Origin of the sequence: Aeromonas sp. Lyrl_2 (assembly GCF_051948815.1) — a bacterium.
In the GTDB taxonomy this organism is placed as follows: Bacteria; Pseudomonadota; Gammaproteobacteria; order Enterobacterales; family Aeromonadaceae; genus Aeromonas; species Aeromonas veronii.
The window spans coordinates 14,276-27,643 of record NZ_JAYJLJ010000025.1 but is presented as its reverse complement, the minus strand read 5'-3'; the positions used below and the strand labels follow the sequence as shown (position 1 = coordinate 27,643).

Sequence of the window (13,368 nt, the reverse complement as noted above, 5' to 3'; positions counted from 1 at the left end):
TCGTCCCCTTGGCAGATAACCGCTCTCACACCTAAAGGATAGCGCCAACCGGACGAGATTGGCGCGAATGCATCTTTTGGTCTATCAGGCGGAACGATAGTGCCAACCCGCTATAAACAAGGGCTGGCAAGGAGGCTAGCGTTCAGCCATCACTGCGCAGGCTGACAATGGGGGTCAGAAGATATCCTTCATCCGGTGCCACAACATTCCCAGTGCCAGCAGCGGGGAGCGCAGCGCCGGGCCGCCGGGGAAGGTGATGTGAGGCACGCTGGCGAAGAGATCGAAACCCCGGCTCTCGCCGCGGATCGCCTCGGCTACCAGCTTGCCCGCCATATGGGTAGCGTTGAGGCCGTGACCCGAATAGGCCTGGGCGTAGAACACGTTTGGGTATTCCTTCAAGCGGCCAATCTGCGGCAGCCGGTTGGCGCCGATCCCGATCATGCCGCCCCACTGGAACTCGATGGCAGTGCCAGCCAGCTCGGGGAAGACTCGCAGCATCTTGGGCAACATAAAGGCCTTGATATCCTTCGGGTCTCGCCCCGAATAGTTGCAGGCGCCGCCAAACAGCAGGCGGCCATCGGCAGAGAGGCGGTAGTAGTCGAGGGCCACGTTCTGATCGCACACTGCCATGTTTTGCGGCAGCAATCGCTGGCGCAAGCGGCGATCGAGCACCTCGGTGGCGAGGATGTAGGAGCCCGCGGGCAGCACCCGCCCCCCCAGCTCCGGATTGAGGTCGTTGAGATAGGCGTTGCAGCCGATCACCAGATAATCAGCAGTGACCCGGCCGTGGGCGGTGGTCACCTCGACCTGCTTGCCGTAGTCGATATGGGTCACTCTGGAGTGTTCAAACAGGGAGACCCCGAGGCTGGCGGCGGCGCGCGCCTCGCCGAGCGCAAGATTGAGAGGATGCAGGTGGCCGGAGCCCATGTCGATAAGGCCGCCGATATAGCGATCCGATCCCACCACGCTATGGATATCTTCCCGCGGTACCAGCTTGAGTTCGTGCTCATAGCCGAGGCTCGCCAGATGGTCGAGATCCTCCTCGAAGCCAGCCAGATGACGCTGACGGGTGGCGAGGTCGCAGTAGCCCCAGGTGAGATCGCACTCGATGTTGAAGCGCTCAACCCGCTCGCGCACCAGCTGCACCGCCTCCAGCCCCATCAGGTCGAGCTCGCGAACCCCCTCCTCACCAATCCAGCGGACAAACTGGCTGGTATCGTGGCCGATACCGCGAATAAGCTGGCCACCATTGCGCCCGGAGGCGCCCCAGCCGATGCGGTTGGCCTCCAGCAAGGCGACCTTGTAACCGGCATCAGCCAGATTGATGGCGGTATTGAGACCGGTAAAACCGCCGCCGATGATGCAGACGTCAGCCTTGTGCTCCCCCTCCAGCTCGGGCCACTGTTGCCAGTCGTTGCGGGTGGCCGCGTAGTAGGAGGCGACATGCTCCTGATATCCGTTGTGCTTTCCTGCCTGCATACTCAGCATCCTGCCTTGGTTGCAAATTGTTTAATAAAATAAGCAAAGTTGTTTCGATAATACCCAGTTCCTCCTCCACTCACCAACCGGTGCGGATCACAGAAATGCAAAAGGCGCCCCGAAGGGCGCCTTTTCATGCAATCAAGGTGCTGTAACGAATTACAGTACGTCGATGGCGTTCAGGTCGGAGAATGCTTTCTCCAGGCGAGCGATCATGGAAGTCTGACCTTCACGCAGCCATACGCGCGGATCGTAGTACTTCTTGTTCGGCTTGTCGGCGCCTTCCGGGTTGCCCAGCTGGCCTTGCAGGTAAGCTTCGTTCTTCTTGTAGAAGTTCAGCAGACCTTCCCAGGTTGCCCACTGGGTGTCGGTGTCGATGTTCATCTTCACTACGCCGTAGGAGATGGACTCGCGGATCTCTTCCAGAGTGGAACCTGAACCACCGTGGAATACGAAGTCCAGAGACTTGGCTGGAACGCCAAACTTCTCAGAAACGTACTTCTGGGAAGCGTCCAGGATGGACGGGGTCAGCTTGACGTTACCCGGCTTGTATACACCGTGTACGTTACCGAAGGAGGCAGCGATGGTGAAACGCGGGCTGATCTTGGACAGACGCTCGTAAGCGTAAGCAACATCTTCCGGCTGGGTGTACAGAGCGGACTGATCCATGTGGCTGTTGTCGACGCCGTCTTCTTCGCCACCGGTGCAACCCAGTTCCAGCTCCAGAGTCATGTTCATCTTGGCCATGCGGGTCAGGTACTCGCAGCAGATGTCGATGTTCTCTTCCAGAGACTCTTCGGACAGATCCAGCATGTGGGAGGAGAACAGCGGCTTGCCGGTTTCAGCAAAGTGCTTCTCGCCCGCTTCCAGCAGACCGTCGATCCACGGCAGCAGCTTCTTGGCAGCGTGGTCGGTGTGCAGGATTACCGGCACGCCGTAGGCTTCGGCAACAGCGTGAACGTGCTTGGCACCAGAGATGGCACCCAGGATGGCAGCTTTCTGACCTTCCAGCTTCAGACCCTTACCGGCGGTGAACACGGCACCACCGTTGGAGAACTGAACGATAACCGGCGCTTTAACCTTGGCGGCAGCTTCCAGTACGGCGTTAACGGAGTCGGTACCAACGCAGTTTACGGCCGGCAGAGCGAAGCCGTTCTCTTTAGCGATGGCGAACACTTTCTGAACGTCATCACCAGTGATCACGCCGGGTTTTACGAAGTCGAAAATTTTCTTAGACATGTTTAATCGTCCTGTCTCGTATGCCGTTAATAAAAAATGGGGGGTTCATCATGAACCGGCACAGCGGGCACATGATAAACGAAACGGGAGGCTTTTGCCCCCCGTTCCGGGTCAATTAGGCTTTGGCGCGCTGTTCCAGAATCGCAACAGCCGGCAGTACCTTGCCTTCTACGAACTCCAGGAAGGCGCCGCCGCCAGTGGAGATGTAGGAGACTTTGTCAGCGATGCCGAACTTGTCGATAGCAGCCAGGGTGTCACCACCGCCAGCGATGGAGAAGGCCGGAGAAGCAGCGATGGCTTCAGCGATAACCTTGGTGCCTTCAGCAAACTGGTCAAACTCGAATACACCAACTGGGCCGTTCCACAGGATGGTCTTGGCGTTCATGATGATGTCAGCCAGGGCCTTGGCAGAATCCGGGCCGATGTCGAAGATCATGTCGCCGTCGGTCACGTCAGAGACGGACTTGATGGTCGCCGGAGTGGATTCGGAGAACTCGGCACCTACAACCACGTCGGTGGTCACAGGAATGTTGGTCTCGGCAGCCAGTTTCTTGGCGGTGTCGATCAGATCGTGCTCGCACAGGGACTTGCCGACGTTGTGACCGGCAGCAGCGATGAAGGTGTTGGCGATGCCACCACCGACAACCAGCTGGTCAGCGATTTTGGAGAGGGATTCCAGAACGGTCAGCTTGGTGGAGACCTTGGAGCCGCCAACGATGGCAACCATCGGGCGCTCGGGCTTCAGCATGGCTTTGCCCAGCGCTTCCAGTTCACCCGCCAGCAGCGGACCGGCACAGGCGACCGGAGCGAACTGAGCCACACCGTAGGTGGAACCTTCGGCGCGGTGAGCAGTACCGAACGCATCCATTACAAAGACGTCACACAGGGCGGCGTATTTTTTGGCCAGCTCTTCGGTGTTCTTCTTCTCGCCTTTGTTGAAACGGCAGTTTTCCAGTACAACCAGCTCACCGGCAGCGACTTCTACGCCATCCAGGTAATCCTTGGCCAGGCGAACCGGGCAGGACAGAGCGTCTTTCAGATAGTTGACAACCGGAGCCAGGGAGAATTCTTCGTTGTATTCACCCTCGGTCGGACGACCCAGGTGGGAGGTGATCATCAGCTTGGCACCCTTTTCCAGAGCCAGCTTGATGGTCGGCAGAGTCGCAACGATACGTGCATCGGAGGTGACCTTGCCGTCTTTTACCGGTACGTTCAGGTCAGCACGGATCAGAACGCGTTTACCCGCCAGATCCAGGTCAGTCATCTTGATAACAGACATATTCAGTCCTCTATATTTTCCAGGTAATGTTAAAAACAGTAACCTTTCGCCCGGGGCAGGCTCAGCCTGCGGCCATCATGGCCCGGGTGGTATCCAGCATCCGGTTCGCGAAGCCCCATTCGTTATCGCACCACATCAACATCTTGACGAGGTTGGCATCGCTCACCCGGGTCTGGGTACCATCAATGATGCAGGAGTGTGCATCATGATTGAAGTCTACGGAGACCAGAGGTTCTTCCGTGTAATCCAGAATACCGTGTAATGTACCTCTGGATGCCCGTTGCAGGGCTTGATTTACGTCAGTAACTGTCACTTTTTTACGAACAGTAATACTGAGATCCATCGCTGTTACATTGATGGTCGGCACCCGCACCGCGATCGCCTCGAACTTGCCGGCGAAGTGGGGCAGGATACGCTCCAACCCCTTTGCCAGCTTGGTATCCACCGGAATGATGGACTGACTGGCAGCGCGGGTTCGGCGCAAGTCACTGTGGTAGGCATCGATGACTTGCTGATCATGCATGGCCGAATGAATTGTCGTAATAGTACCACAATTTATCTCGAATTCTCGATGCAATGTTTCAATCACCGGCACCACGCAGTTGGTGGTGCAGGAGGCGTTGGAGACAATCCGCTCCACTCCGGTGAGGGTATGATGGTTGACCCCGTAGACCACGGTGGCATCCACATCCGCATCCGCCGGGTGGGAGAAGAGCACCTTGCCCGCCCCCGCCGCCAGATGCAGCTCGGCATCGGCCCGCGAGCCGAATACCCCGGTGCAATCGAGCACCACATCGACCCCCAGCGCCCGCCACGGCAGCTTTGACGGATCCCGCTCGGCAAACAGGGAGATGAGATCCTCCCCCACCAGCATGCTGTTGCCCGCCAGTTGCACAGGATGGTGGAAGCGACCGTGACTGGTATCGTAACGGGTCAGGTGCACCATGGCCTCGGGGGCCGCCAGCTCGTTGATGGCGACGATCTTGATGGTCTTGTCGCGCCCGCTTTCATAGAGGGCTCGCAACACGTTGCGACCGATCCGCCCGTAACCATTGATGGCAATCTTGATCATCGAGAATCCGTTTCCTTGAACCAGCAACAGGGCGGCGCACCGGCCGCCCGGGAGCCCCGGCTACTACAGCAGGGCCTCCTTGAATTCACCGCGGGCCAGCAGTGCCGCCCCGAATACCCCGGCACTGTCGCCAAGGGCAGGAGCAATAATGGGGGTTGCGAAGCGGGGATTAAAGAGGAAGGGCAAAATTCTCTGCCGTCCGGCGCTGTAAAGGCTCTGCACATTGCCCACCCCGCCGCCGATGACGATCACGTCCGGATCCAGAATGTTGACCACGTTGGCCAGCGCCTGACCAAACAGCAGATGCAGCCGGTCGATGGTGAGCTTGGCCACATGATCGTGAGCCGTGGCGGCCGCGATTTGGGCGAGCGAGAGGCGGCGCTTGGCCTTGGCCTCGTACCAGGCCTCCAGCGCCGGGCCGCTGATCAGGGTCTCGACGCAGCCGCGCTTGCCGCAGTAGCACTCGGGGCCATCAGGGGAAAGCACGTTGTGGCCCCACTCACCGGCGATGCCGTGGTGACCATTGAGGATCTGGCCGTTGATGACGATGCCGGAGCCGACCCCGGTGCCCATGATGATGCCGAACACCACTTTCGCATCAGGATGGTGCTGGCGCACTGCACCGAGATGGGTTTCTGCCAGCGCAAAGCAGTTGGCATCGTTGGCGATCAGCACCGGCACACCCAGCTTGCGCTCCAGATCCTCCTTGAACGGCTTGCCGTTGAGCTCGGTGGTGTTACAGTTCTTCATCAGGCCGGTCTGCGGATCCCGCGCCCCCGGCGTGCCCATGCCGATGACGGTCGGGCGCTGGCCAATCTTCTCGGCGCACTCTGCTACCAGCTTGGCGATCTGGCCGATCATATGCTCATAACCGCCAGCCCGCTCGGTGGGGATGCGATGGCGCAGCAGCACCTCGTCGCCATCCAGCACCACGCATTCACACTTGGTACCGCCAAGATCGATACCCCAATCCAGTGACTTGCTGCTCATCTTGCCTCCTGCACGGCCGCCACGTTCTCGTCGTTGCAGCGCCTATTTCAATGTAAAACGGGGCCTGACGGCCCCGGATATCCAACACACTCTTCTTCTCTCGCCCCGGCCTTAGCGACCGTGGTACTGGGTGGAGAGCTCGTGTACCGCGTTGACGAACACGCCAGCGTGTTCCGGGTTCACATCCTGATGGATGCCGTGGCCGAGGTTGAATACGTGACCATTGCCGTGGCCGAAACCGGCCAGAATGGAGGCGACCTCTTCACGGATGCGAGCCGGAGTGGCGTAGAGCATGGAGGGATCCATGTTGCCCTGCAGCGCCACCTTGTCGCCGACCCGACGCTTGGCGTCGGCGATGTCGGTGGTCCAGTCCAGACCCAGCGCATCGCAACCAGTGGCGGCGATCTGCTCCAGCCACTGGCCGCCGTTCTTGGTGAACAGGGTGACCGGCACGCGGCGACCGTCGTGCTCGCGGATCAGGCCATCGACAATCTTGTGCATGTACTGCAGGGAGAAGTCGCGGTAATCGCGCGGGGTGAGCACGCCGCCCCAGGTGTCGAACACCATGACCGCCTGCGCACCCGCCTTGATCTGGGCGTTGAGGTAGGCAATCACGCTGTCGGCCAGCTTGTCGAGCAGCAGGTGCAGGGTTTGCGGCTCTGCATACATCATCTGCTTGATCTTGGTGAACGCCTTGGAGCTGCCCCCCTCCACCATGTAGGTGGCCAGAGTCCATGGGCTGCCGGAGAAGCCGATGAGCGGCACTTCGCCCTTCAGCTCGCGGCGGATGGTGCGCACCGCATTCATCACGTAGCCCAGCTCATCTTCCGGATCCGGAATGGGCAGCGCCTGCACGTCGGCCATGGAGGTGATCGGACGCTCGAAGCGCGGGCCTTCACCCTGCTCGAAGTAGAGACCCAGCCCCATGGCATCGGGCACGGTGAGGATGTCGGAGAAGAGGATGGCGGCATCGAGCGGATAGCGGCGCAGCGGCTGCAGGGTGACTTCACAGGCCAACTCGGCGTTGCGGCACAGGGACATGAAGTCCCCCGCCTGGGCGCGCGTGGCCTTGTATTCCGGCAGATAGCGGCCAGCCTGGCGCATCATCCATACCGGGGTCATGTCCACTTCCTGGCGCAGCAGGGCACGCAGGTAACGATCGTTCTTCAGCTCTTTCATCCCAGTTCCTGAGTCATATCCAGCATAAAATGGCGGATATGATACCACTTTGTGCGCGGCGGGGGGCGGCTCAAACACCTGCCGCCGCCGTTGGAGTGCAAAGATGTGAAGGGGCGCAAACAAGCACCCCTCTTTGCCTCCCTTAAGCTTGGTCGTCGAGGCAGAGCGCGATAAGTCGCCGCGCTATGGTGCCGTGAGGCGGCAGCCGTGGCAGCCCGTCGGCCTCGAAGAAATCGGCCGCCACCAGCTCTTCGTCCTGCACCCGGATCTCGCCACTCTCATAATCGGCGGTGAAGCCCATCATCAGGCTGTGGGGAAACGGCCAGGGCTGGCTCGCCACGTAACGCACGTTGGTCACCCGGATGCCGCTCTCCTCGAACACCTCCCGCGCCACGCACTGCTCGAGATTCTCCCCCGCCTCCACGAAGCCGGCCAGCACGGTATACATGGGATCCTCGGCCTGATAGTGACGGCGGTGGGCCGCGAGCAAGATAGCGGGCCCCTTGCGCACCGCCACGATGATGCAGGGGGAGATACGCGGATAGACGACGTGGCCATGGCGGCACCCTTGTGCCCACTCCCCCGCCTTCGGGCTCATGGGGGCGCCGCACTCGCCGCAGAAGCGGTGGGTCCGGCGAAAGGTGGCGAGTTGCCAGGCGCGGCCAGCCAGCTGAAAGCCCGCTTCATCCCCGGCCACCATCAGCTGGCGCAAGGGAGTCAGGGTTGCGGTGTCGGTCGCTTCCCCCAGATCCAGCAGCAGGCAGGGCAGCCCGTCCCACTCGTCAAAGCGCTCAAAGGCGGCATGCTGCAAGTGGCTGGGCAGACAGGCACGGGGGCCTTGTGGAATGCACCCCTGGTCATCCAGCAGGACGAGGTGATCGCCCCCCAGCACGAACCAGCGGGCCTGTTCGGTTAATGGCATAGATGCAGCACTCTTTGTTGTGACGTCGGTCGGAATGCGCGCCCGGGGCTGGGCGGCGGTGACGGATGAAAGCGACAACCGGCCACCATATTAAGACGCGGCAGGCCGGGTGGCGACCCCAAGATGGCGGCTTTTCAATGCTCATGAGAACGCCCATGAAAAAGGCCGCCCGCAGGCGGCCTGATGTTGGTCACGGTCGATCAGGCGTCGCCCATCGCCAGCAGGGAGGCGTTGCCGCCCACCGCCGTGGTGTTGATGGTGCGGGTCTTCTCGGTAATGAAACGGCTCAGGTAATGGGGGCCGCCCGCCTTGGGACCTGTGCCAGAGAGGCCCTGCCCGCCGAACGGTTGCACCCCGACCATGGCGCCGATCTGGTTGCGGTTGATGTAGACGTTGCCCACGTTGATGCGACTCGCCAGCTCCTCGGCATGGGATTCGTTGCGGCTGTGGATCCCCAGTGTCAGGCCGTAACCGGTGCCGTTGATATCCGCGATCACAGTGTCCAGCTCTTTGGCGGCGTAGCGCACCACGTGCAGGATGGGGCCGAACTGCTCGCGGGTCAGCTCGCGGATGGAGCCGATCTCCAGCGCGGTCGGCTGCACGAAGTGGCCCCCCAGGGTCACGGCCGGCATCGGCGCCTGGGCAATCAGGCGAGCGCGCGGGATCATGTAGGCGAGGTGAGCATCAAGACCGGCCTTGGCATCGGCATCGATCACCGGGCCGACGTCGGTGTTGTGCTCGGCCGGGTTGCCCACTTTGAGCTCCTGCATGGCACCGGTGAGGATCTCCAGCACCCGCTCGGCAATCTCCTCCTGCAGATAGAGCACCCGCAGGGCCGAGCAGCGCTGACCAGCGCTCTGGAAGGCGGCGCTCACCACGTCGCGCACCACCTGCTCCGGCAGGGCGGTGGAGTCGACGATCATGGCGTTCTGGCCGCCGGTCTCGGCGATAAGCGGCAGGATGGCGCCATCGCGCTGGGCCAGGGTCATGTTGATCAGCTTGGCGGTCTCGGTGGAGCCGGTGAAGCAGACGCCGCCAATGCGCGGATCCGCCGTCAGCTTGGCCCCCACGGTAGCACCGTCACCGGGCAGCAGTTGCAGCACGTCGCCCGGAATACCGGCCTGATGGGCCAGCGTCACCGCAAGATGGGCGATAAGGCCGGTCTGCTCCGCCGGTTTGGCGATGACGGTGTTGCCGGTGGCCAGCGCCGCAGCGATTTGGCCGAGGAAGATCGCCAGCGGGAAATTCCACGGGCTGATGCAGACAAACACCCCACGCCCCTGCAGGAACAGCTCGTTCTGCTCGCCGGTGTAACCGGGCAGCAGGGTCGCCTGCCCCATCAGGCCGCGCGCCTGCACCGCGTAGTAGCGGCAGAAATCGACCGCTTCACGCACCTCGTCGATGCCATCTTGCAGCAGCTTGCCCGCCTCGCGGGTACAGAGGGAGACAAACTGCTCGCGGTTCGCCTCCAGCAGATCCGCCAGCTTCTCCAGCGCGGCAGCACGCTCGCTCACCGGGGTTTCACGCCAGCGCGGGAAGGCGGCGTGGGCAGATGCCAAGGCCTGCTCCACCGCCTGCTCGTCGGCCCAGTGGATCTTGCCGACGGTGAGGCTCACATCCTGCGGGCTCAGCACGGTTCGTGCCTCGCTGCGCTTGAGGGTCTCGCCATCGACGATGGGGCCGGCCAGCCACTGCTTGCTCTCCAGCTCTTTCAAGCGGGCGAAGAAAGGGCGCTGGATGGAGAGGATGTTCATGTTGACGCCGCTGGAGTTCTTGCGGTCGCTGAACAGATTCACCGGCTGCGGAATGCGGTCGTTGGCAAAGCCGGAGTAGCGCTTGAGGGTGCGCAGCGGATGCTCGGCCAGCGAGTCCACCGGGGTATTGGGATCCACCAGCTTGTGAACGAAGGAGGTGTTGGCCCCGTTCTCCAGCAGGCGGCGCACCAGATAGGGCAGCAGATCCTTGTGCGCGCCGACCGGCGCGTAGATGCGGCAGTGTAGACCGGGATTGTCGCTCAGCACGGCGTTGTGCAACTCCTCGCCCATGCCGTGCAGACGCTGGAATTCAAACTGGCGATCACCGGCAATCTCCAGAATGCTGACCACGGTATTGGCGTTGTGGGTGGCGAACTGGGGAGCGATAAAGCCGCGAGTCGGCTCGCTCAGCAGGTAGCGGGCGCAGGCGAGGTAGGATATGTCGGTGCCCGCCTTGCGGGTAAAGAGCGGGTAGCCGGGCAGGCCAGCCTGCTGGGCATATTTCAGCTCGCTGTCCCAGTAGGCGCCTTTGACCAGTCGCACCGGAATGAGGTCACCCTGCTCGCGGGCCAGGGCGGTGAGCCAGCAGAGTACCGGCAGCGCACGCTTGGAGTAAGCCTGCACCACCATGCCGAGCTTGCCCCAGCCACGGTTGGCATCGGAGCGGTAGAGCTGCTCGAACAGGTCCAGCGACAGCTCGAGGCGGTCCATCTCCTCGGCATCGATGCTGATGGCCACATCCTTGTCGCGGGCCAGACGCACCAACCCCACCAGCCGCTCGCACATCTCGCCGAGCACCCGCTCGCGGTTGGCCACGTCATAGCGCGGATGGAGCGCCGAGAGCTTGATGGAGATCGAGGGGGCCGGGCCGCCGTCGCTGATCCGCTCGTTGCCCACCGCCTCGATGGCGTTGCGGTAATCGGTCAGATATTTATCGGCATCCTGCATGGTCAGCGCCGACTCACCCAGCATGTCGTAGGTGTGGGTGTAACCCAGCTCGCGGGATTTGCGGCTCGCCTTGAGCGCCTCTTTCATGTCGCGCCCCAGCACGAACTGCTTGCCCATGATCTTCATGGCGGCGTACATGGCGGAGCGCACCACCGGCTCCCCCAGCTTGTTGACCATGCGCCCCAGCAGGTTGGCCGGGTTGCCGTCGAGCTTTTTATCGAGCTTGATGATCTTGCCGGTCAGCATCAGCCCCCAGGTGGAGGCGTTGACCAGAGTAGAGTCGCTCTTGCGGAAATGGGATGACCAGTTGGCGCCGGAGAGCTTGTCCTTGATCAGGGCGTCGGCGGTCTCGGCATCGGGAATCCGAAGCAGCGCCTCGGCCAGACACATCAGGATGATCCCCTCCTGGGTATCCAGGCTGTACTCCTGCAGGAAGGCGTCGATACCGTCACCGGAGCCGCTCTCCTTGCGCACCTTGGTCACCAGAGTACGGGCACGCTGGGTCACCTGCTCCAGCGAGGCGCCATCCCCCGGCAACATGGCCGACAGTTCGGCCAGATAGGCATTTTCATCCACCACGTAGTTTTGGGTGATGGCTTCGCGCAGGGCGGCCAGATCGGAGGGGATATAGTCAGCGGCAAGCACTTGAGTAGCTTTGAACATATGGGGTCTTCCTGTACGCCCTAGGGCTGATATCGACAAAGGCGGACGCGCCGCCGAAACGCCGATAATGTATACAATGTTGCGCCCTATATGAAATGAATTTGTTGCCACTCTTTAACAAAGATCGCTCATTCCCCCCATGAATTCCCTTTTGAAGCCAATACGCCAGCAAGCGTGAGGGTCATCTGACTTCATTTTGTATACGATCTGCCGCCGCTCTATCGCAAAGCAGGCACGCATTCCGCCCAATACGCCCCAAAAAAAGAAGGGCCGCCACGGCGACCCTTCTCAGCAATTCATTCAGCCAGATGCTGTCAGTTCATCCAGCGATCGCCGCGGCTGCGACGACGGGGCAGCATGGGCAGCAGGATGCCAAGCAGAATACCGGCCCCCACCATAGCACCACCACGGATAAACCAGTCCATCTGCATGTCGTGCTCCTGGTTGTCGTAGCTTTGGGTCAGGGCATCATTCTGCTCTTTGAGATTGCTCATCTCCTCACTCTGACTGACCAGCTGGGCCTTGAGAGCGGCGATCTCCTTGCTCTGGGCAGCGATCTGGCCATCCTTCTCGGTGAAGCGTTTCTCGTTGTCACCGTTAAGGTTCTGCAAGCGATCTTTAAGCTCATCGCGCTCTTTTTCCACCTGGGGCAGACGCTCGCGCAGGCTGATCTGGCTCTGCAGTTCGCTGTTCTTGATCCACCCCTCGCGGCCACGACCGTCCACCACCTGGGTGAAACCGGCCTCGCTGTTCACCGCCTTTACCTCCAGCGGTTCACCAGCCTTGACGCTGCCAAGGATCCGGTACTGGGTACCCGGGCCATTGTGGATATAGGTAAAGATGTTGTCTGAAACATAACGGGTATCGGCCAGTGCCTGTTGGGCACACAAGCAGATCAAAATCCCGAGAAGGGCGCGCATGGTCGATCGGTTCTCTTTTTCAGGTTTGGACAAGAGGTTGAATGTTAAGCCGCCAGCAGGTTAAAGGACAAGCAAAGAAAAAGCACCTCCCCCCAGATAAAGAGCGCAGAGTTGCGAGTCACCTCGCAACTTGCCCGTCTGCGGTCTCACTTGTTTTTCAGCTCCTGCACCTCGCTGCGCAGAGCGCGGATCTCCCGCAGCAGCTCCTCTTGCTGGTTGTTGTAGTGATGACGCCACTTGTCGGTCTCGCCATCCCCCTTGTTGGGCTGCAAAAACAGGCTGGCCATGAAACCGCTGATGGCACCGAACAGACCGACTCCGAACAGGATCAGCAGGCTGGCGACAAACCGCCCCTCCTCGGTCTTGGGCACCAGATCGCCATAACCCACTGTCGAGAGGGTTACCAGCGTCCACCAGAACGCATCGTAAGGTGTCTCAATCTGGCTGCCGGGCTGGCCTGACTCAATCCAGTACATGACGCCGGAGCCCACCCCCAGCAGCAGGAAGAAGAGGAACAGGATGCCAGAGAGAGTAGTCTCGTTGCGCTCGCGACGAAACATGGCCCAGAGATCCGGGTGCTCCTTGAACAGCTGATAGACCCGCCACAACTGGATCAGCCGCGCCCAGCGCAGTTGCTCCGCCATCGGCAGGCTACCCGGCAGATAGATCCAGTTAGCCTTGAAATAGGCCTTGCGATCGGAGGCCCGGATCCAGCCATAAGCAAAGTGCGCGAGGAAGAAGTAGCAAATCAGACTGTCGAGGTCATAGAAGAGCTGCAGGGTCTGTGGTGTCAGGCTCTCATGGCCCCACCAGCGGGCCGTCACCAGCACAACCGAGATAATCGACAGAAATGCCATCAACAGATCCATCGCCCGCAGATGAGTTAAGTGATGTCGCATACATTTTCCAACTTTAAGCACAGT

10 protein-coding genes are annotated in these 13,368 nt (G+C 61.0%); all 10 read right to left on the bottom strand.

The window, feature by feature from the left end; translation table 11 throughout:
• Window positions 1-174: 174 nt before the first annotated feature.
• Window positions 175-1,479 (bottom strand): NAD(P)/FAD-dependent oxidoreductase, encoded by a 1,305-nt coding sequence (locus tag VF684_RS18160; RefSeq protein ID WP_139441624.1) that lies wholly within the window; start codon window positions 1,477-1,479, stop codon window positions 175-177.
• Window positions 1,480-1,638: 159 nt separating this feature from the next.
• Entirely contained in the window at window positions 1,639-2,718 is a 1,080-nt protein-coding gene (fbaA, locus tag VF684_RS18155; RefSeq protein WP_005340963.1) for a class II fructose-bisphosphate aldolase, read from the bottom strand.
• A 115-nt stretch (window positions 2,719-2,833) separates the two neighbouring features.
• Entirely contained in the window at window positions 2,834-3,997 is a 1,164-nt protein-coding gene (locus tag VF684_RS18150) for a phosphoglycerate kinase (RefSeq protein WP_005335436.1), read from the bottom strand.
• Window positions 3,998-4,058: 61 nt separating this feature from the next.
• A complete protein-coding gene (gene epd, locus VF684_RS18145; RefSeq protein ID WP_236382557.1) occupies window positions 4,059-5,069 on the bottom strand; it encodes an erythrose-4-phosphate dehydrogenase in 1,011 nt (336 codons plus the stop codon).
• Window positions 5,070-5,132: 63 nt separating this feature from the next.
• The gene (locus VF684_RS18140) at window positions 5,133-6,059 is read right to left on the bottom strand and encodes an ROK family protein (RefSeq protein ID WP_376899737.1); all 927 of its coding nucleotides are present in this window, start codon (window positions 6,057-6,059) and stop codon (window positions 5,133-5,135) included.
• A gap of 111 nt (window positions 6,060-6,170) precedes the next feature.
• Entirely contained in the window at window positions 6,171-7,238 is a 1,068-nt protein-coding gene (gene hemE, locus VF684_RS18135) for a uroporphyrinogen decarboxylase (protein WP_376899735.1), read from the bottom strand.
• 142 nt (window positions 7,239-7,380) lie between these two features.
• Window positions 7,381-8,160, bottom strand: coding sequence for an NAD(+) diphosphatase (gene nudC, locus VF684_RS18130; RefSeq protein ID WP_376899733.1), 780 nt, complete (start codon window positions 8,158-8,160; stop codon window positions 7,381-7,383).
• Window positions 8,161-8,360: 200 nt separating this feature from the next.
• Entirely contained in the window at window positions 8,361-11,525 is a 3,165-nt protein-coding gene (gene putA, locus VF684_RS18125) for a bifunctional proline dehydrogenase/L-glutamate gamma-semialdehyde dehydrogenase PutA (RefSeq protein ID WP_376899731.1), read from the bottom strand.
• Between the two features lie 314 nt (window positions 11,526-11,839).
• Complete coding sequence (locus tag VF684_RS18120) at window positions 11,840-12,445, bottom strand: TIGR04211 family SH3 domain-containing protein (protein ID WP_139441613.1); 606 nt, start codon at window positions 12,443-12,445, stop codon at window positions 11,840-11,842.
• 146 nt (window positions 12,446-12,591) lie between these two features.
• Window positions 12,592-13,344, bottom strand: a complete 753-nt coding sequence (locus tag VF684_RS18115; RefSeq protein WP_005354446.1) for a potassium channel family protein — start codon at window positions 13,342-13,344, stop codon at window positions 12,592-12,594.
• Window positions 13,345-13,368: the final 24 nt, after the last annotated feature.